Annotated in this window: 26 protein-coding genes; all 26 read left to right on the top strand. The window is 65.6% G+C overall.

Features of this window, described 5'->3' with window-relative positions; all coding sequences use genetic code 11:
* Positions 1–172: 172 nt before the first annotated feature.
* The 26 genes from ROJ8625_RS10325 (at position 173) to ROJ8625_RS10210 (ending at position 18,955) form a co-directional block, all read left to right on the top strand.
* The gene (locus ROJ8625_RS10325) at positions 173–538 is read left to right on the top strand and encodes an NADH-quinone oxidoreductase subunit A (protein WP_085791796.1); all 366 of its coding nucleotides are present in this window, start codon (positions 173–175) and stop codon (positions 536–538) included.
* Positions 538–1,062 (top strand): NuoB/complex I 20 kDa subunit family protein, encoded by a 525-nt coding sequence (locus ROJ8625_RS10320; protein WP_085791795.1) that lies wholly within the window; start codon positions 538–540, stop codon positions 1,060–1,062. Before ROJ8625_RS10325 ends, ROJ8625_RS10320 begins: the two co-directional genes overlap by 1 nt.
* A gap of 10 nt (positions 1,063–1,072) precedes the next feature.
* Positions 1,073–1,684 carry an NADH-quinone oxidoreductase subunit C gene (locus tag ROJ8625_RS10315; RefSeq protein ID WP_085791794.1) on the top strand — a complete coding sequence of 204 codons (612 nt, stop codon included), beginning with the start codon at positions 1,073–1,075 and terminating at the stop codon, positions 1,682–1,684.
* A complete protein-coding gene (locus tag ROJ8625_RS10310) occupies positions 1,684–2,076 on the top strand; it encodes a nuclear transport factor 2 family protein (RefSeq protein WP_085791793.1) in 393 nt (130 codons plus the stop codon). Before ROJ8625_RS10315 ends, ROJ8625_RS10310 begins: the two co-directional genes overlap by 1 nt.
* 15 nt (positions 2,077–2,091) lie before the next feature.
* Entirely contained in the window at positions 2,092–3,312 is a 1,221-nt protein-coding gene (locus ROJ8625_RS10305; RefSeq protein ID WP_200813307.1) for an NADH-quinone oxidoreductase subunit D, read from the top strand.
* A gap of 64 nt (positions 3,313–3,376) precedes the next feature.
* Positions 3,377–3,712: a hypothetical protein gene (locus ROJ8625_RS10300; protein WP_085791791.1), complete on the top strand. Its 336-nt coding sequence runs from the start codon at positions 3,377–3,379 to the stop codon at positions 3,710–3,712.
* A 52-nt stretch (positions 3,713–3,764) separates the two neighbouring features.
* Positions 3,765–4,874: an NADH-quinone oxidoreductase subunit E gene (locus tag ROJ8625_RS10295; RefSeq protein ID WP_085791790.1), complete on the top strand. Its 1,110-nt coding sequence runs from the start codon at positions 3,765–3,767 to the stop codon at positions 4,872–4,874.
* 122 nt (positions 4,875–4,996) lie between these two features.
* Positions 4,997–5,779, top strand: a complete 783-nt coding sequence (locus tag ROJ8625_RS10290) for a helix-hairpin-helix domain-containing protein (protein WP_085791789.1) — start codon at positions 4,997–4,999, stop codon at positions 5,777–5,779.
* Between the two features lie 19 nt (positions 5,780–5,798).
* A complete protein-coding gene (locus ROJ8625_RS10285; RefSeq protein ID WP_085791788.1) occupies positions 5,799–6,014 on the top strand; it encodes a DUF5337 domain-containing protein in 216 nt (71 codons plus the stop codon).
* 3 nt (positions 6,015–6,017) lie between these two features.
* The gene (gene nuoF / locus ROJ8625_RS10280) at positions 6,018–7,301 is read left to right on the top strand and encodes an NADH-quinone oxidoreductase subunit NuoF (RefSeq protein WP_085791787.1); all 1,284 of its coding nucleotides are present in this window, start codon (positions 6,018–6,020) and stop codon (positions 7,299–7,301) included.
* A 398-nt stretch (positions 7,302–7,699) separates the two neighbouring features.
* Positions 7,700–7,960 carry a putative antibiotic biosynthesis monooxygenase gene (locus ROJ8625_RS10275; RefSeq protein WP_085791786.1) on the top strand — a complete coding sequence of 87 codons (261 nt, stop codon included), beginning with the start codon at positions 7,700–7,702 and terminating at the stop codon, positions 7,958–7,960.
* A 101-nt stretch (positions 7,961–8,061) separates the two neighbouring features.
* The gene (locus ROJ8625_RS10270) at positions 8,062–8,424 is read left to right on the top strand and encodes a hypothetical protein (protein WP_085791785.1); all 363 of its coding nucleotides are present in this window, start codon (positions 8,062–8,064) and stop codon (positions 8,422–8,424) included.
* A gap of 118 nt (positions 8,425–8,542) precedes the next feature.
* A complete protein-coding gene (locus tag ROJ8625_RS10265; protein WP_085791784.1) occupies positions 8,543–8,950 on the top strand; it encodes a DUF5333 domain-containing protein in 408 nt (135 codons plus the stop codon).
* Positions 8,951–8,958: 8 nt separating this feature from the next.
* Positions 8,959–10,980 (top strand): NADH-quinone oxidoreductase subunit NuoG, encoded by a 2,022-nt coding sequence (nuoG, locus tag ROJ8625_RS10260; RefSeq protein WP_085791783.1) that lies wholly within the window; start codon positions 8,959–8,961, stop codon positions 10,978–10,980.
* Positions 10,981–10,989: 9 nt separating this feature from the next.
* Positions 10,990–11,385: a YNQ4 family lipoprotein gene (locus ROJ8625_RS10255; RefSeq protein ID WP_085791782.1), complete on the top strand. Its 396-nt coding sequence runs from the start codon at positions 10,990–10,992 to the stop codon at positions 11,383–11,385.
* A 9-nt stretch (positions 11,386–11,394) separates the two neighbouring features.
* Entirely contained in the window at positions 11,395–12,432 is a 1,038-nt protein-coding gene (gene nuoH / locus ROJ8625_RS10250; protein WP_085791781.1) for an NADH-quinone oxidoreductase subunit NuoH, read from the top strand.
* Between the two features lies 1 nt (position 12,433).
* Positions 12,434–12,742, top strand: coding sequence for a hypothetical protein (locus tag ROJ8625_RS10245; RefSeq protein WP_085791780.1), 309 nt, complete (start codon positions 12,434–12,436; stop codon positions 12,740–12,742).
* Positions 12,742–13,236 carry an NADH-quinone oxidoreductase subunit NuoI gene (nuoI, locus tag ROJ8625_RS10240; RefSeq protein WP_085791779.1) on the top strand — a complete coding sequence of 165 codons (495 nt, stop codon included), beginning with the start codon at positions 12,742–12,744 and terminating at the stop codon, positions 13,234–13,236. The genes ROJ8625_RS10245 and nuoI overlap by 1 nt, the downstream gene beginning before the upstream one ends.
* Positions 13,233–13,442, top strand: a complete 210-nt coding sequence (locus tag ROJ8625_RS10235) for a hypothetical protein (RefSeq protein ID WP_085791778.1) — start codon at positions 13,233–13,235, stop codon at positions 13,440–13,442. The genes nuoI and ROJ8625_RS10235 overlap by 4 nt, the downstream gene beginning before the upstream one ends.
* Positions 13,439–13,846, top strand: a complete 408-nt coding sequence (locus ROJ8625_RS10230) for a carboxymuconolactone decarboxylase family protein (RefSeq protein ID WP_085791777.1) — start codon at positions 13,439–13,441, stop codon at positions 13,844–13,846. Before ROJ8625_RS10235 ends, ROJ8625_RS10230 begins: the two co-directional genes overlap by 4 nt.
* Positions 13,843–14,445: an NADH-quinone oxidoreductase subunit J gene (locus ROJ8625_RS10225; protein ID WP_085791776.1), complete on the top strand. Its 603-nt coding sequence runs from the start codon at positions 13,843–13,845 to the stop codon at positions 14,443–14,445. Before ROJ8625_RS10230 ends, ROJ8625_RS10225 begins: the two co-directional genes overlap by 4 nt.
* The gene (locus ROJ8625_RS21000) at positions 14,445–14,591 is read left to right on the top strand and encodes a hypothetical protein (RefSeq protein ID WP_159456749.1); all 147 of its coding nucleotides are present in this window, start codon (positions 14,445–14,447) and stop codon (positions 14,589–14,591) included. Before ROJ8625_RS10225 ends, ROJ8625_RS21000 begins: the two co-directional genes overlap by 1 nt.
* 44 nt (positions 14,592–14,635) lie before the next feature.
* Complete coding sequence (locus ROJ8625_RS21460; RefSeq protein ID WP_268794691.1) at positions 14,636–14,770, top strand: hypothetical protein; 135 nt, start codon at positions 14,636–14,638, stop codon at positions 14,768–14,770.
* A gap of 128 nt (positions 14,771–14,898) precedes the next feature.
* Positions 14,899–15,204 carry an NADH-quinone oxidoreductase subunit NuoK gene (nuoK, locus tag ROJ8625_RS10220; protein ID WP_085791775.1) on the top strand — a complete coding sequence of 102 codons (306 nt, stop codon included), beginning with the start codon at positions 14,899–14,901 and terminating at the stop codon, positions 15,202–15,204.
* 119 nt (positions 15,205–15,323) lie between these two features.
* Positions 15,324–17,399 carry an NADH-quinone oxidoreductase subunit L gene (nuoL, locus tag ROJ8625_RS10215; protein WP_085791774.1) on the top strand — a complete coding sequence of 692 codons (2,076 nt, stop codon included), beginning with the start codon at positions 15,324–15,326 and terminating at the stop codon, positions 17,397–17,399.
* Positions 17,399–18,955, top strand: coding sequence for an NADH-quinone oxidoreductase subunit M (locus ROJ8625_RS10210; RefSeq protein ID WP_085791773.1), 1,557 nt, complete (start codon positions 17,399–17,401; stop codon positions 18,953–18,955). The genes nuoL and ROJ8625_RS10210 overlap by 1 nt, the downstream gene beginning before the upstream one ends.
* Positions 18,956–18,967 lie beyond the last annotated feature (12 nt).

Here is an 18,967-nt window from a genome sequence, read left to right as displayed (position 1 = left end):
CGGCGCGCGCTTCGGCGCCCCGGTCGATCGCACAGGATCTGCGACACCACGGCAGCGCCCGTCGGTTGACCCGGCACGGAGCCGGGGATAGATCAACCTCAACGCATCAAGCCACTCGATGTCGCCGCCACCCTGCGAGGTGCGCGCGCCGCGGCAGAAGGGAGCCGGTTCCGTGGACGAACTGCTTCGGGAATACCTTCCCATCCTCGTTTTCCTGGCCATCGCCATCGGTCTCGGGCTGGTGCTCGTACTCGCCGCCGTGGTGCTCGCCGTGCGTCGGCCCGACCCCGAGAAGGTGTCGGCCTACGAATGCGGCTTCAACGCCTTCGACGACGCGCGGATGAAGTTCGACGTGCGCTTCTACCTCGTGTCGATCCTGTTCATCATCTTCGATCTCGAGATCGCGTTCCTGTTTCCGTGGGCCGTCGGCTTTGCCGACCTCTCGGACGCTGCGTTCTGGTCGATGATGGTGTTCCTCGGGGTGCTTACCGCGGGCTTTGCCTACGAATGGAAGAAAGGGGCACTGGATTGGGAGTGATGACAGGAGCCAACACGGCCGGTCCCGACCGTGAAGTGGCCACGCAGAACCTGAACCGGGAGCTCACCGACAAGGGCTTCCTTCTGACCTCGACCGAGGACATCATCAACTGGGCGCGCACCGGCTCGCTTCACTGGATGACGTTCGGCCTCGCATGCTGCGCGGTCGAGATGATGCATACGTCGATGCCGCGTTACGACGCCGAACGCTTCGGCGTTGCGCCGCGTGCGTCTCCGCGTCAGTCCGACGTGATGATCGTCGCCGGCACTCTGACCAACAAGATGGCGCCGGCGCTGCGCAAGGTCTACGACCAGATGCCGGAGCCGCGCTACGTGATCTCGATGGGTTCGTGCGCAAACGGTGGCGGCTACTACCACTACAGCTACTCGGTGGTTCGCGGCTGCGACCGCGTGATCCCGGTAGACGTCTACGTGCCCGGCTGCCCGCCGACCGCAGAGGCGCTGCTGTACGGGATCATGGCGCTCCAGCGGAAGATCCGCCGGACCGGGACGCTGACCCGCTGAGGAGGGACGCATGAGCGACGCACTGAAAGAGCTCGGCGGCTTCATCGAGGCAAGGCGCCCCGAATGCGTGGTCGGCTGGGAGGTCGCATTGGGCGAACTGACGGTCGAGATTGCGCCGTCGAACATCCGCACGCTGATCGAGTGGCTCAAGACCGAGCCGACGTGCCGCTTCACCACGCTGATCGACATCACGGCGGTGGACTGGCCCGCGCGGGCCAAGCGCTTCGACGTCGTGTATCATTTCCTGTCGATGCATCAGAACCACCGGATCCGCCTGCGGGCGCAGGTCCGCGAAGAGGACATCGTGCCGTCGATCACGGCGGTGCACCCCTCGGCCAACTGGTTCGAGCGCGAAGTCTTCGACATGTTCGGGATCCTGTTCTCGGGTCACCCGGACCTGCGGCGCATCCTGACCGATTACGGCTTCCGCGGGCATCCGCTGCGCAAGGACTTCCCGACGACTGGCTACACCGAAGTGCGCTACGACGAGGCGGAGAAGCGCGTCGTCTACGAACCGGTCAGCCTCGTGCAGGAGTATCGCCAGTTCGACTTCATGTCGCCGTGGGAGGGCGCGGACTACGTGCTGCCCGGCGACGAGAAGCAGACCGAGGGAACGAAGTGATGGATGGCGCATCTGTCCCGGGCCACGATGGCGTGCATGCACTCGCCGCGACATACTGCGAGGCCCTGCACCACGCGCGTGTCGATGTGCTCGACGATATGTGCCACGACCGTTTCGCCATGACTGGCGTCGTTGCCGAGGGCGAACCGCTGGTGTGGGACAAGGCGACGTTTCTGTCGCGGGTCGGCGGCCGCGATGCGTTTCCCGGAGAGCCGTCATTCGAGATCCTGAGCGTGGACGTGGCCGGCGGCGACATGGCCCGCGCGCATCTCTGGGTCGACGTGCCGCCGCGCCGGTTCGAGGATCATCTTGGCTTCGTCCGGGTCGACGGCACGTGGAAACTGATGACCAAGGTGTTCCGGACCGCTGACGGTCCGGCGCTCGAAGGCTGAGGAGGCTGACGCATGATGGACGGCTCCAACCAGTTCGGCGATGCCGAGACAGGCGAACAGAAGATCCGCAACTTCAACATCAACTTTGGCCCGCAGCACCCTGCGGCGCACGGCGTTCTGCGTCTGGTGCTCGAGCTCGACGGCGAGATCGTGGAGCGCTGCGATCCGCATATCGGCCTGCTGCATCGCGGCACCGAGAAGCTGATGGAAAGCCGGACCTACCTGCAGAACCTGCCGTATTTCGACCGTCTCGATTACGTTGGCACGATGAACCAGGAACACGCCTGGTGCCTCGTGATCGAAAAGCTGACCGGCACGGAGGTGCCGCGCCGAGCGCAGCTGATCCGCGTGCTCTACTGTGAAATCGGGCGCATCCTGAACCACCTGCTCAACGTGACGACGCAGGCGATGGACGTCGGCGCGCTGACGCCGCCGCTCTGGGGCTTCGAGGAGCGCGAGAAGCTCATGGTGTTCTACGAACGAGCCTCCGGCGCGCGGCTTCACGCCGCGTATTTCCGGCCGGGCGGCGTGCATCAGGACCTGACACCCGAGCTTCTCGACGACATCTACGACTGGACCGAGGATTTCCCGAAGGTGCTCGACGACATCGACGGGCTTCTGACAGAGAACCGCATCTTCAAGCAGCGCAATGCCGACATCGGCATCGTGACCGAGGACGACGTCCAGGAATGGGGCTTTTCGGGCGTCATGGCGCGCGGGTCGGGCATGGCGTGGGATCTGCGGCGTGCGCAGCCCTACGAATGCTACGACGAGTTCGAGTTCCGCATCCCCGTTGGCAAGAACGGCGACTGTTATGACCGCTACCTCTGCCGGATGGAGGAGATGCGGCAATCGGTGTCGATCATGCGCCAGGCCATCGACAAGCTGAAGATGCCCGAGAACCAGGGCGATGTGCTGCGCCGGGGCAAGATCACGCCGCCGAAGCGCGGCGAGATGAAGACCTCGATGGAGGCGCTCATCCACCACTTCAAGCTTTACACCGAGGGCTTCCACGTGCCGGCGGGCGAAGTCTACTGCGCGGTGGAGGCGCCCAAGGGCGAATTCGGCGTCTACCTTGTGGCCGACGGAACCAACAAGCCGTACCGGGCCAAGATCCGGGCGCCCGGCTATCTGCACCTGCAGGCGATGGACCATCTGTCGTCCAAGCACCAGTTGGCCGACGTCGCAGCGATCCTCGGCAGCATGGACATCGTGTTCGGCGAGGTCGATCGCTGAGTCTTCCGGCCGGGCCGATGGCCCGGCACCCCCCTGAAATATCACTCGAGACAAGGACCATCCGATGAAGCCTGCCCGCGCGCTGCTTGCCGCCTCTATTCTGACCGCGGCCTGCGCGATGCCGCCCGAGGGCACGACCGAGGAGGACGCGCTGGCTTTCGACTCCGCGCTGGCGTCTCTCGGCTGCGATCTTCGGACCGAACCGCAATACCTCGCGGCGGAACTGCAGACTGGCCTGACGCGTGGCCAGTTGCTCGAGATGTCCGAATTCAAGGTCGACACGGGTGCCGCGGTGCGGCTCGAGGGGGGCGGCGTGCGGCTCGTCACCGGCTCGTGCGCACCGACCGAACCGGCCCCCGCGGCCACGCCCGACACGGCGACCGACGCCGAAACCGCCTGACCCGACGGGGCCGCGCGAGCGGACCCGCGCGCCGATCCGAACAGGACCCGCCATGCTGAGACGACTGCACCACGAGCAACCCGAGAGCTTCGCCTTCACGCCCGCGAACCGCGAATGGGCCGAGGCGCAGATCACCAAGTATCCCGCCGGCCGCCAGGCCAGCGCGGTTATCCCGCTGCTGTGGCGGGCACAGGAGCAGGAGGGCTGGCTGACACGGCCGGCCATCGAGCACGTCGCCGAGATGCTCGAGATGCCCTATATGCGGGCGCTCGAGGTCGCGACCTTCTACTTCATGTTCCAGCTGGAGCCGGTCGGATCGGTCGCGCACGTGCAGGTCTGCGGCACGCTGTCGTGCATGATCTGCGGCGCGGAAGACCTGATCGGCGTCTGCAAGGAAAAGATCGCCGACAAGCCTTTCGCGGTCTCCGAGGACGGCAAGTTCTCGTGGGAAGAGGTCGAGTGCCTCGGCGCCTGTGCCAACGCGCCGATGGTCCAGATCGGCAAGGACTATTACGAGGATCTGACGACCGAGCGCTTCGCCGAGATTCTCGACGAGCTTGCCGCCGGGCGTGTGCCCACGCCGGGCCCGCAGAACGGGCGCTACGCGTCGGAGCCGGCCGACGGCCTGACGTCGCTGACCGCGTGGGACGAGGGGCGCGAGGCCGGCAACGCGTCGGTCGCCCTGGCAACGCGCATCGGCGATACGGTCAAGCGCATCGATGGCACGGAGGTGCCTCTGCGCACGCCGTGGCGCGACCTGTCGGACAAGCGCGGCGATGCGGAGCCGAGCCGCGGCCCGGTGCTGGCCCCGACACAGCCCGTGGATGAAACCGGCGTGGACAAGCACAGCGCTCCGGTCGAGGGTAAGGGACACCCGCAGACCTACGCGCCGGCCGAGGCGGCCGAGCCGGGCACCAAGCCCGCGATGCGCGACGAACCGCGCGAGGGCGGGGCGGACGATCTCAAGGAGATAAAGGGAATCGGGCCGAAGCTCGAAAAGCTCTGCAATAGGCTCGGGATCTATCATTTCGACCAGATCGCCGCCTGGACGGACGACGAGGTCGCCTGGGTCGATGCCAACCTCGAAGGCTTCCGCGGTCGCGTGACTCGCGACGATTGGGTGTCGCAGGCCAAGGCGCTGGCGTCCGACACGACGTCCTGAGCCGGAGGCGGCGCCGAACCGCGGCATACCACGGTATGACAAGACGCCGTTTCCTTCGCGTGCTAAAACGGGCAACGTGTTAAAAACACGGCTCGCGGAGCGCGAAGAGGGAGAGAGACGACATGAACGGATCGAATAACGGCCTGAGCTGTCAAAGCGGAAGCTGGGCGCTCGCCGCGGGCGTCGGCGGATTGACCTTCGTCTTGCTGCTGGTGATGGGCAGCTACGGGATCATCGCCGCCGCGTTTCTGGGCGGCATCGTCTTCGTCGTGCTCGGATTTCTCTTCAGCATGATTTTCTGTGCGCCGATGACCAAACCCGGCGAGGCGGCCAAGCCCGGCGCGAGTGCCGCCACGACCGCGCCGCGTCGCACGGAGGCGCCGAAACCAGCGCCGTCCGCCTCTCATACCGCCGGAACGACGGACACCAAGAGCACGTCGACTCCGCCCCCGGGCGCGGCGGTGGCGTCGGCGGATGCGGAGGCCGGGACGGCGGTCAAGCCGTCGAAAGACCTGCCGGGCCAGAAGGAACTGTCCGAGCGCAAGGGATCGTGGAAATACGGGGAAACAGCGACGGGTGGCACCGCCGGCGGCGCTGCCGCGGCGTCGGACAGCCCCGGCACCAAGCCCGCCACGCTGGACGCCCCGCGCGGTGGCGAGGCCGACGATCTCAAGCGAATCAAGGGGATCGGCCCCAAGCTCGAGCAGCTGTGCAACCGGCTCGGATTCTATCATTTCGACCAGATCGCGTCGTGGAGCGACGACGAGGTCGCGTGGGTTGACGACAATCTAGAGGGCTTCCGCGGCCGCGTGACCCGCGACGAATGGGTGTCGCAGGCCAAGGTGCTCGCCGGCGGTGGCGACACCGATTTTTCGAACCGCGTCGACAAGGGCGACGTGTACTGACAGGAGGGCGGAGCGCCGCATGACCGATGAGGAACAGGCACGCAAGGGGCGCGCCATCGCGCTTCTGATCGCGGGCGTGGGCCTTTTCTGGATCGCGGCCACGACCCTCGGCGCCTGGCTCGACTGGAGCCAGCGCTGGCGGGCCCTGTGCGACCTCGCCGCACTGGCGGGGTTCGGCCTGGCCATCTACATGATCTACGACCTCTGGCGTGCGCGCCGAGCTGACAAGGATTGAGCCATGCTGAAGGATGAAGACCGCATCTTCACCAATCTCTACGGGATGCACGAGCGCACCCTCGCCGGCGCGAAGAAGCGCGGGCACTGGGACGGCACCGGCGCCCTGATCCAGAAGGGACGCGACTGGATCGTCGAGGAAATGAAGAAGTCCGGTCTGCGCGGTCGTGGCGGTGCGGGCTTCCCTACGGGACTGAAGTGGTCGTTCATGCCCAAGGAAAGCGATGGCCGGCCGGCGTACCTCGTGATCAACGCGGACGAGTCCGAGCCGGGCACCTGCAAGGACCGCGAGATCATGCGCCACGATCCGCACACGCTGGTCGAGGGCTGCCTGATCGCGTCCTTCGCGATGAACGCGCATGCCTGCTACATCTACATCCGCGGTGAATATATCCGCGAGAAGGAAGCGCTGCAGGCCGCGATCGACGAAGCCTACGACGACGGGCTTCTGGGAACGAACGCCGCCGGGTCTGACTGGGATTTCGATCTCTACCTCGTGCACGGCGCAGGGGCCTACATCTGCGGCGAGGAAACCGCGCTGCTCGAAAGCCTCGAGGGCAAGAAGGGCATGCCGCGCATGAAGCCACCGTTCCCGGCGGGCGCGGGCCTCTACGGTTGCCCGACTACGGTCAACAATGTCGAATCGATTGCCGTCGTGCCGACGATCCTGCGGCGCGGCGCGGAATGGTTCGCGTCCTTCGGCCGCCCGAACAATGCGGGCACCAAGGTTTTCGCGATCTCGGGCCACGTGAACAAGCCCTGCGTGGTCGAGGAGTCGATGTCGATCACGTTCGAGGAATTGATCGACCGTCACTGCGGCGGCATTCGCGGCGGCTGGGACAACCTGAAGGCCGTGATCCCCGGCGGCTCGTCGGTGCCCTGCATCCGCGGCGATCAGATGCGCGACGCGATCATGGACTTCGACTACCTGCGGGAGCAGCGCTCCGGCCTCGGCACCGCGGCGGTGATCGTGATGGATCAGTCGACCGACATGATCAAGGCGATCTGGCGGCTGTCGAAGTTCTACAAGCACGAAAGCTGTGGCCAGTGCACCCCGTGCCGCGAAGGCGCGGGCTGGATGATGCGGGTCATGGAGCGCCTCGTGGAGGGCGATGCAGAGCCCGAAGAGATCGACATGCTGTTCGACGTGACCAAGCAGGTCGAGGGGCACACGATCTGCGCGCTCGGTGATGCGGCGGCCTGGCCGATCCAGGGCCTCATCCGCAACTTCCGCGACGAGATCGAGGACCGCATCAAGCACAAGCGGGGCCCGATCGCCGCCGAATGATCCGCCGGTGACCCGGTCTGATGAAAAATGCGGCGCTTCGGGCGCCGCATTTTTTTGGCTAGCACGGGCGCATCGCGAACGGGCAGGGCGGTAAGGGACGCTCCGGACTTCTACACGCCGAGACCGAACTACGGCTTCTTCACCTGGCGCGCCGAGGAGAACGGCCAGGGTTTCGGCCGGCGACGATGCCAACGCTGCCGCGCTAGGATCGCGCCTAGGAGCGCGCGTTCCAAGGGCGGCCGGACTCCGCGTTCTGGCAGCCCCTCGCGCTCTGGGCAGCGGTCGGGCCCGACTTCAGGTTCTGCGTCCGTCCGGTGGCCTTTCTTTACGGCACCCTTTCCATTCCCGCGATCCGGGACATCTTCGCGCGTTGACCGTCAGCCAAAGGACCGCCCCTCATGTCCCGCAGCCAGCGCCTGCTCTTCATTCTGTTCGTGTGGCTCGCCGTCTATCCCGGCGTGCTGGTCTTCGCCGAACTCGTCGGCTGGCTGGCGCCCGACGCGCCGGTCTGGCTGCGGATCCTGCTGTCCACCGCGGTGACGGTCCCGACGATTTCGCTCGTCGTCCTGCCGCGCGTGACCCGGCTCGTGGCCGCGGCGCAGGGGCAGAGCGTTGCGGATCTGAAGCGGGCCGAGGCCGCTGCGGCCGAACGCGCCTGATGCGGCGGTCGCGGGCTGGACGCGGCCCCCGATTTCCCCGATACCCGGGGATACGCCCGAACCGGGGCGCACGAGGCGCAGGGACGACGCGAGGGACAGGCATGGCAGGACGCTACCGGATCGCGGGACTGGCCGCGCTGGCTGCTCTATTGACGCTCACGGCGTGCGCGGAGACGTCGAAACGGATCCGCTTCGACGGGGAGTTCTACCGCGCGCGGGCCACGGCGCCGCGTAGCGACCGGCACAACTTCGTGGTCAGCGCCGGTCCGATCCAGCGCGGTTTCGAGGGGGCGCGGCAGGCGGCCTTCTATGAAGGCACACTACACTGCATCACTCATTTCGGTTCGTCCGAGATCGTCTGGGCGGTGCATCCGACCGAGGACGACCCGTCGCTCCTGACCCGGGACGGCAACAGGATCGCAACGCGCGGACGCTGTATCGAGTGGCCCGAACGCGGATCGTGATCCGCGGACACCCGCGTGCGGCGGCCGGCGGTCATTGCATAACCTTGCGTCGCTCTACCATCTCGCATGTCGGGCCCGACGAACGCGGAGCCCGATCCGGACTGGAAGGAGACTGCCGATGCGCCGCTTGGGTGCCCTAGCCGTCGCGCTCACGCTCGCCTTGTCGCCTTTGGCCGCCGAGGCCAAGCCGCCGTTGCGCGAGGTATCGCAGATCGATGACGCACTGCTCATGGTCGCGATCGCGGACGATCTGCGAAAAACTTGTGACGATATCGAACCTCGACTGATCCGTGCGTATTCTTATCTTAGACAGTTGAAGGGAATGGCCAGCGACATGGGCTATTCCGAAGACGAGATCGAGGACTACGTGACCTCGGATGCAGAGAAGGACCGCATGGAAGCGCGGGGCGAGGCGTTTCTCGCGTCGCGCGGCGTCAGCCGCCGCGACACCACCGCCTATTGCACCTTCGGCAAACAGGAAATAGCCAGAGGCAGCCAGATCGGCGTCCTGCTCAGAGCTAGGTGAGGGACCCCATGTCCGACCTCCGCAAGATCAATATTGACGGCACCGAGTACGAGGTGGAGGGGGCGATGACCATCCTCCAGGCGTGCGAGGAGGCAGGGATCGAGATCCCGCGCTTCTGCTATCACGAGCGTCTGTCGATCGCCGGAAACTGCCGGATGTGTCTGGTGGAGGTCGTGGGTGGACCGCCGAAGCCTGCCGCGTCTTGCGCCATGCAGGTGCGCGACCTGCGCCCGGGCAAGGACGGCGAGGCGCCGCAGGTCCGGACAAACAGCCAGATGGTCAAGAAGGCGCGCGAAGGGGTGATGGAGTTCCTGCTCATCAACCACCCTCTCGACTGTCCGATCTGCGACCAGGGCGGCGAATGCGACCTTCAGGACCAGGCCATGGCCTACGGCGTCGATTTTTCGCGCTACCGCGAGCCCAAGCGCGCGGTGTCGAACATGGATCTCGGCCCGCTTGTCGGCACGCACATGACGCGCTGCATTTCCTGCACACGCTGCGTGCGGTTCATCACCGAGGTGGCGGGCATGCCCGAGCTCGGCCAGACCGGGCGCGGCGAGGATGCCGAGATCACCGCGTATCTCGGCCAGACGCTCGAGAGCGAGATGCAGGGCAACATCATCGACCTGTGCCCGGTCGGCGCGCTGACCTCGAAGCCCTATGCCTACACTGCCCGCCCGTGGGAGCTCTCGAAGACCGAGTCGATCGACGTGATGGACGCGCTCGGCTCCTCGATCCGGGTGGATTGCAAGGGCCGCGAAGTGATGCGGTTCCTGCCGCGCAACCACGACGGCACCAACGAGGAATGGATCTCGGACAAGACCCGCTTTGTCTGGGACGGCCTGCGGCGCCAGCGGCTCGACAAGCCGTACGTGCGTGAGAACGGACGCCTGCGCCCGGCCAGCTGGCCCGAAGCGCTGTCGGTGGCGGCCGAGGCGCTCAAGGGCGCGAAGAAGCCCGTGGGCCTCGCCGGTGATCTCGCCCCGACCGAGGCGATCTTTGCCATGAAGCAGCTGATCGAGAGCCTGGGCGGCACGACGGAGTGCCGAACCGATGGCGCGAAGCTTCCGGCGGGCAACCGTTCGGGCTACGTTGGGACCGCGACGATCGAGGATCTGGAGTTCGCCAAGCGCGTGATCCTCGTCGGCAGCAACCCCCGGCAGGAGGCGCCCGTTCTGAACTCGCGCATCCGCAAGGGGTGGCTGCGCGGGGCCGAGGTCGGCGTGATCGGCCAGCCGGTCGACCTGACCTACGACTACACCCATTTCGGTACGGATCGCGCGGCGCTGGCCGATGTCGCCGGCAAGACCTACGAGCATGGCGAGGACGGCGACACGATCGTCGTGATCGGGCAGGGCGCGCTGACCGGTGCGGACGGCGCGGCGGTGCTTTCCGAGGCGATGAAGCTGGTCGACGCGACCGGCGGTCGCTTCCTCGTGCTGCACACGGCGGCTGCGCGCGTGGGCGCGATGGATGTCGGCGCGGTCACCGAGGGCGGTCTGCCGTCGGCGATGGAAGGAGCGGACGTCGTTTACAACCTCGGCGCCGACGAGATCGAGATCGAGAAGGGCCCGTTCGTGATCTACCAGGGCAGCCACGGCGATCGCGGCGCGCATCGCGCCGACGTGATCCTGCCGGGCGCGGCCTACACCGAAGAACAGGGGCTCTTCGTCAATACCGAGGGCCGTCCGCAACTGGCACTGCGCGCGGGCTTTGCACCCGGCGAGGCCAAGGAAAACTGGGCGATCCTGCGCGCGCTGTCGGCCGAGGCCGGGCAGCAGCTGCCCTATGACAGCCTCGGTCAGCTGCGCCAGAAGATGGTGGAGGTCGCGCCGCACCTCGCGGAGCTTGACCGCGTGCCGGAAAACACGTGGCAGGCGGTTCCGGCGGGCAAGCTCGGGAAAGGGGATTTCGATCTCGCGATCGAGGATTTCTTCCTGACGAATCCGATCGCGCGAGCGAGCGAGCTGATGGCCGAGCTGTCGGCCAACGCGCGTGCCCGATCGGAACCCAAGGTCGCCGCGGAGTAGATCGCGGCGATGCGCCTCCGGCCCTGGCTTCTCGCGGTGGCGCTGGCGGCCTGTGCCGCCGACGACCCGGATCGGGACGTGTCCGATGCGCCGTTCGATCCGGTCTACGAAGGCGTGGAGACCCGGCTTCTCGACGGGGACCTCGTGCAGTTCAACGTCGCGATGCGCGGCGCGCGCGACGGGTCCGACATCGCGGCTTATGCCGAATGTGCCGCGGCGCAGTATGCGCTGATCCGCGGCTACGGTTTCGCGCGGCATTTACGCACAAATGTCGACGAAGAGGGTGGTCTATGGCGCGCAGATGCGGTTTACACCATCTCGCCGGCCCTGCCGCGCGGGTTGAAGACCATCGAGGCCGAGAGCGCGGTGGCGGGCTGCGCCGAGAACGGAATTCCGACGGTGTGAGGGACCTTCATGTCTGACTTTCTGTCCACTCCCGGCGGCACGGCGTTGATCGTCGCGATGCAATGCCTCGCGATGGTGACGTTCGTGATGGTGTCGCTGCTGTTCCTCGTCTACGGCGACCGCAAGGTCTGGGCGGCGGTTCAGATGCGGCGCGGGCCGAACGTCGTCGGGGCCTTCGGCCTGCTTCAGACCGTCGCGGACGCGGTGAAATACGTGTTCAAGGAGGTCGTCGTGCCTGCGGGCGCCGACCGGGCGGTGTTCATCCTTGCGCCGCTGACCTCCTTCGTGCTCGCCATGATCGCGTGGGCGGTGATCCCGTTCGGCGACACCTGGGTGCTGTCGGACATCAACGTCGCAATCCTCTACGTCTTCGCGGTCTCCTCGCTCGAGGTCTACGGCGTCATCATGGGCGGCTGGGCGTCGAACTCGAAATATCCGTTCCTCGGTTCGCTGCGGTCGGCCGCGCAAATGATCTCGTACGAGGTGTCGCTCGGTCTCATCATCATCGGCGTCATCATCTCGACCGGGTCGATGAACTTCGGTGACATCGTGGGCGCGCAGGATACCGGCTGGCACTTCCTCGGGTGGTACTGGTTGCCGCACCTGCCGATGGTGTTCCTGTTCTTCATCTCGGCGCTGGCGGAAACGAACCGTCCGCCCTTCGACCTTCCCGAAGCCGAATCCGAGCTCGTGGCCGGCTACCAGGTGGAATACAGCTCCACCCCGTTCCTGCTGTTCATGGCGGGCGAGTACATCGCCATGTTCCTGATGTGCGCGCTGACCTCGCTGCTCTTCTTCGGTGGCTGGCTGTCGCCCATCCCGGGGCTGCCGGACGGCGCGCTCTGGATGGTCGGGAAGATGGCGTTCTTCTTCTTCCTGTTCGCGATGGTGAAGGCGATCACGCCGCGCTTCCGGTACGATCAGCTGATGCGCATCGGCTGGAAGATCTTCCTGCCCTTCAGCCTCGTCTGGGTCGTCTTTGTCGCCTTCGCCGCCAAGTTCGGCTGGTTCTGGGGCATCTTTGCCCGCTGGAGCATGGGAGGCTGAGATGAGCGATCTGCGCGGCGCCATCCTCGACGCGAAATACGTGGACATGATCGAACTCGCGGACTTCGTGGTCCGCGACTGCGGTCTGCCCGACATGGACGAGAACGGCGAGATGCTGCCTCAGCAGAACGAGATCGCCGCGGCCGTGTTCCGCTGGGCTGCCGGGGCCGAACTCGCGTCGCGGCGCGTGGCCCGATCGGCGGACACGAGGGACGAATACGACGAATTCGGCGACCCGATCATCGACGTCGCCGAGGCCGAGACGCACCACAAGGCGCACGGTCACAGCACATCGGAGGACGCTCAGTAATGGCGACCATGGATTATACCCGCGCGGCCAAGTACTTCCTGCTGCAAGACGTGTGGAAGGGGCTCAAACTCGGGCTCAAATACTTCTTCGCGCCGAAGGCCACGCTCAACTATCCGCACGAAAAGGGCTATCTCAGCCCGCGCTTCCGCGGTGAACACGCGCTGCGTCGCTATCCCAACGGCGAGGAGCGCTGCATTGCGTGCAAGCTGTGCGAGGCGATCTGCCCGGCGCAGGCGATCACCATCGATGCCGAACCGCGCGAGGACGGCTCGCGCCGCACGACGCGCTACGACATCGACATGACGAAGTGCATCTATTGCGGCTTCTGCGCCGAGGCCTGCCCGGTCGACGCGATCGTCGAGGGCCCGAACTTCGAGTTTTCCGCCGAGACGCGCGAAGAGCTCTACTACGACAAGCAGAAGCTGCTGGAGAACGGCGAGCGCTGGGAGGCCGAGATCGCGCGCAACATCGAGCTCGACGCGCCCTACAGATGAGCGATGCGGTCCTCAAGCAGCTGCTGTCCGAGGTCCGTCTCCTTCGGGAGGAGATCTCCGAGATGCGCGAGGACGCCGAACTCGCGCATCAGAAGATCGACGGGCTGTCCGTCCTGATGACGATGCTGGCCGGCGCGACCATGGAGGTCGAGCGCGACGGGCTGGAGGCGATGATGGACGACATCGGGGAAGACAACCCGCAATGACCCAGAAGACCCCTTTCGAGCTGTTCATGCAGCAGGCGCAGGAGATGGCCAAGGCCTTCAATCCGGCGCTCGAGAGCTTCGATCCGCGGCGGTTCGAGCAGATGTGGCCGACCATGCCGAAGGACGCCATGGAGATGTGGTTCGGCAAGGGGATCTCGAAGGACGGTCTCGATGCGAAGACGCGGCTGCTCTTGACGCTCGCCGGTCTCACGATGCAAGGGGCACAGGCCGACACCCAGGTGCGCATGACCGTGCGCCACGCTCTCGAGGCCGGGGCCACGCGCGACGAGATCGCAGAGACGATCGCGCAGATGTCGATGTTCGCGGGCATCCCCGCCATGACAAGGGCGATGGAACTGGCGCGCGAAGTGATGAACGACGAGACGAAGGACGAGGAGACATGAGCGCGTTTGCCTTCTACCTCTTTGCGGTGAGCTGCCTTGCGGGCGGTCTCTTCACCGTCATCAGCCGTCACCCGGTCCACTCGGTGTTGTGGCTGATCCTCTCCTTTCTCTCTGCGGCGGGACTTTTCGTGCTGCTTGGAGCCGAATTCGTGGCGATGCTTCTGATCATCGTCTACGTGGGCGCGGTCGCGGTGCTGTTCCTGTTCGTCGTGATGATGCTCGACGTCGACTTCGCCGAGCTCAAGGCGGAGATGGCGCGGTTCATGCCGCTTGCGCTGCTGATCGGGGTGATCATCCTCATGCAGTTCGCCGTGGCGTACGGGGCGTGGGAAAGCGCGGATGTGGCCGAAAGCCTGTCGCAGCAGCCGATTCCGGAGGATCGTCACAACACCGAAGCGCTCGGGCTCATCCTCTATGATCGCTATTTCCTGCTGTTCCAGCTTGCGGGTCTGATCCTGCTGGTGGCGATGATCGGGGCGATCGTGCTGACCTTGCGCCATCGCGAGGATGTCAAGCGCCAGGACGTGCTGGCGCAGATCTATCGCGATCCCAAGACCGCGATGGAGCTGCGCGACGTGAAGCCGGGGCAGGGGCTCTGATGCTGTCCACGGTCCTGCACGGGCACATCACGGCCGATCTGCCGGGATGGATGATGCTTGGCGGGGTCGTGTCGCTCTGGATCGTCAAGGCGCTGATCGGCGTGCGCCTCTGGCGGTGGGTTCGGGGCCTGCGCCGCGTCCGCTAGGACGGCGCACGCCGGACCCGGAAACGACGGCGCGGCCCTCGGCGGTGCCGGAATTGCAGGCGGCCCGCGCCGGGGTCGCGAGATGGGCAAGGAAAGGCCACGTCATGTCGCGCAACACCCTCATCATCGTCGCCGTGGTCGTCGCGATCCTGATTATCGGCGGGTTCGTCAGCGTCTGATACGGATGGACGGTGCCCGGCGCGGCGAATGCTGCCGCCGCATTGCAAACGTCCCGTGCGGGGGCTAAGCCGCACATCGAGGCCAGCCGGGCCCCGGTCCGGCACGCGGAACAGACACGGGGACGACGATGATCGGACTTGAACACTATCTCACGGTGGCGGCCGCGCTGTTCGTCATCGGGATCTTCGGGCTCTTCCTCAACCGTAAGAACGTCATCATCCTGCTGATGTCGATCGAGTTGATGCTGCTTGCGGTGAACATCAATCTCGTCGCCTTCTCGTCCTATCTCGACGATCTCGTGGGGCAGGTGTTCACGCTGTTCGTCCTGACGGTCGCGGCGGCCGAGGCGGCGATCGGGCTTGCCATCCTCGTATGTTTCTTCCGCAACCGCGGCACCATCGCGGTGGAAGACATCAACGTGATGAAAGGCTGATCGCATGGCGCCGCTCTACCGGATCCCGATGCTGAGAACCGCGGCCACGCGCCGCGCCCCGATGGGGCTGGGCGATCTGCCGACGCGCGACACGACGACCGAGAACAAGGACTGAGCCCATGGAGTCGATCATCCTATTCTCGCCGCTCGTGGGTGCCCTCATCGCGGGCTTCCTGTGGCGCCTGACGGGCATCCGCGGCGCGCAATGGATCACCACGGGACTTCTGTTTCTCGCCTGCGCGTTCTCGTGGATCGTCTTCTTCAGCCACGGGCCGGACACGCAGCACATCCAGGTCCTGCGCTGGATCGAGAGCGGCACGCTGTCCACCGACTGGTCGATCCGCCTCGATCGTCTGACCTCGATCATGCTGGTGGTCATCACGACCGTCTCGGCGCTCGTGCATCTCTACAGCTTCGGCTACATGGCGCACGACGACAATTTCCGCGAGGGCGAGGAGAGCTACAAGCCACGCTTCTTCGCCTATTTGTCGTTCTTCACCTTCGCGATGCTCATGCTGGTGACGGCCGACAACCTCGTGCAGCTGTTCTTCGGCTGGGAGGGCGTGGGCCTCGCCTCCTACCTCCTGATCGGCTTCTACTACCGCAAGCCGTCGGCCAATGCCGCGGCGATGAAGGCTTTCATCGTCAACCGCGTGGGCGACTTCGGCCTCGCGCTCGGCATCTTCGCCATCTTCTTCCTGGTCGACTCGGTTCGCTTTGACGACGTATTTGCCGCCGCGCCGCAACTGGCCGAGACGCAGGTGTCGTTCCTGTTCGCACAGGTGAACGCGGCCGAGCTCATCGCGGTGCTGCTGTTCATCGGCGCGATGGGCAAGTCGGCCCAGCTTTTCCTGCACACCTGGCTGCCGGACGCGATGGAGGGCCCGACGCCGGTGTCGGCGCTGATCCACGCCGCGACGATGGTGACGGCGGGTGTGTTCCTCGTCTGCCGCATGTCGCCGCTGATGGAGTTCGCGCCGGGTGCGCTGACCTTCGTGACGGTCCTCGGGGCCTCGACGGCGTTCTTCGCCGCCACGGTCGGTCTCGTGCAGAACGACATCAAGCGCGTGATCGCGTATTCGACCTGCTCGCAGCTTGGCTACATGTTCGTGGCCGCCGGCGTGGGCGTCTACTCGGTCGCGATGTTCCACCTGTTCACGCACGCCTTCTTCAAGGCGATGCTTTTCCTCGGCGCCGGCTCGGTCATCCACGGGATGCACCACGAGCAGGACATGCGGAACTACGGCGGTCTGCGGCACAAGATGCCTTACACCTTCTGGGCGATGATGATCGGCACGCTGGCGATCACGGGCGTCGGCATCCCGCTTACAGGATGGATCGGCTTTGCCGGCTTTGCCTCCAAGGATGCGGTGATCGAGAGCGCGTATGCAGCCTCCGCGGGGGGCTATGCCTTCTGGATGCTGGTGATCGCGGCGCTCTTCACCAGCTTCTATTCCTGGCGCCTGATCTTCATGACCTTCTTCGGCGAGGCGCGGGGCGACAAGCATACGCACGACCACGCGCATGAGAGCCCGACCGTGATGCTCATTCCGCTCGGCGCATTGGCGGTCGGGGCGGTGTTCGCCGGGGCGATCTGGTACAGCAGCTTCTTCGGGCACACCAACGAGGTCGTGCGCTTCTTCGGCGGCGAATACACCGAACCGTCCGAAGAACTTGTCGAGGCGGTCGCCGAGCGCAGCCCGAAAGCGTCCGAACTGCATTACGTCATGGGCTCGGCGCCGGGCGAGGCGGCCATCTACATCCGCCCCGAGAACACGATCCTGCACGAGGCGCATTACGTGCCGGTCTGGGTCAAGCTGTCGCCCTTCATCGCCATGCTGATCGGTCTGGGCACAGCGTACCTGTTCTACATCGTGAACCCGGCTCTGCCGCGACAGCTCGCGCAGAGCCAGCGGCCACTCTACCTGTTCCTGCTGAACAAGTGGTATTTCGACGAGATCTACGACTTCCTGTTCGTGCAGCCGGCGAAATCGGTGGGCCGCGTGTTCTGGCGCCGCGGTGACGGCAACGTTATCGACGGAACGATCAACGGAATCGCCTTGGGCATCGTGCCGTTCTTCACCCGCCTCGCGGGGCGGGCGCAGTCCGGATACATCTTCACCTATGCCTTCGCGATGGTGATCGGCATCGCCGTCCTGATCACCTGGATGACGCTCTTCGGAGGGGCGGAGTAATGGACAACCTGCTTTCCATCACGACCTTCCTGCCCGCGCTGGCGGCGCTGATCCTCGGCGTGTTCCTCAAGGGCGGTGACGCGGCGGCGGATCGGAACGCGAAGTGGCTCGCGCTGATCGCGACGGGGGCGACCTTCCTGATCTCGTTGTTCATCCTCGCGCAGTTCGACCCGGCGAATACCGGCTTCCAGATGGTGGAAGAGGGCGAGTGGCTGCTCGGTCTCCGCTACAAGATGGGCGTCGACGGCATCTCGGTGCTGTTCGTGCTGCTGACCACCTTCATCATGCCGCTGGTCATCGCAGCGTCGTGGGAGGTGAAGGAGCGCGTCAAGGAATACATGATCGCGTTCCTCGTGCTCGAGACGCTGATGCTCGGCGTGTTCATGGCGCTCGACCTCGTGCTGTTCTACCTGTTCTTCGAAGGCGGCCTGATCCCGATGTTCCTGATCATCGGCATCTGGGGCGGCAAGAACCGCATCTACGCGGCGTTCAAGTTCTTCCTCTACACCTTCCTCGGCTCGATCCTGATGCTGGTGGCGATGGTGGCGATGTACGCCGATGCCGGCACCACGGACATCCCGCAGCTTCTGGCGCACGAGTTCGGCCACGGGGACGTGACGGTGCTCGGCATCCACGTCGTCGGCGGGCTGCAGACGCTCCTGTTCCTCGCGTTCTTCGCCTCCTTCGCGGTGAAGATGCCGATGTGGCCGGTGCACACCTGGCTTCCGGATGCGCACGTGCAGGCTCCGACCGCCGGATCCGTTGTTCTGGCCTCGATCCTGCTCAAGCTCGGCGGCTACGGTTTCCTGCGGTTCAACCTGCCGATGTTCCCGGTCGGCTCTGAGGTGGTCGGGCCCGTGATCCTGTGGATGTCGGCGATCGCGATCGTCTACACGAGCCTCGTTGCGCTGGTGCAGGAGGACATGAAGAAGCTCATCGCCTATTCGTCGGTCGCCCACATGGGCTACGTCACCATGGGTATCTTCGCGGCGAACCAGCAGGGCATCGACGGAGCGATCTTCCAGATGCTGAGCCACGGTTTCATTTCCGGGGCGCTCTTCCTCTGCGTCGGTGTGATCTATGACCGGATGCACACCCGCGAGATCGACGCCTACGGCGGGCTGGTGAACCGGATGCCGGCCTACGCGACGATATTCCTGCTGTTCACGATGGCGAACGTGGGCCTGCCGGGGACGAGCGGATTCATCGGCGAATTCCTGACGCTGATGGGCGTGTTCCAGGTGAACACCTGGATCGCCGTTGTCGCCACCACCGGCGTGATCCTGTCGGCGGCCTACGCGCTCTGGCTCTATCGCCGGGTGGTGATGGGCGACCTGGTGAAGGAAGCGCTGCGATCGATCTCGGACATGAGCCGGCGCGAGCGCGCGATCTTCGCCCCGCTCGTGGTCATGACGATCTGGATGGGCGTCTACCCGGCGCCGATCCTCGACCGCATCGGCCCCTCGGTCGAGGCGCTGGTCGAGACCTATGACGACCGCGTCGCCGCGGCCGAGCTTGACGGCCAGCGCGTGGCGGCCGCCGAAGACACGAACTGAGGACGTGACGCC

Source organism: Roseivivax jejudonensis (assembly GCF_900172265.1).
GTDB lineage: Bacteria > Pseudomonadota > Alphaproteobacteria > Rhodobacterales > Rhodobacteraceae > Roseivivax > Roseivivax jejudonensis.
Note: the sequence above shows the minus strand (reverse complement) of the source record. Positions and strands in the feature narration are given on the sequence as shown.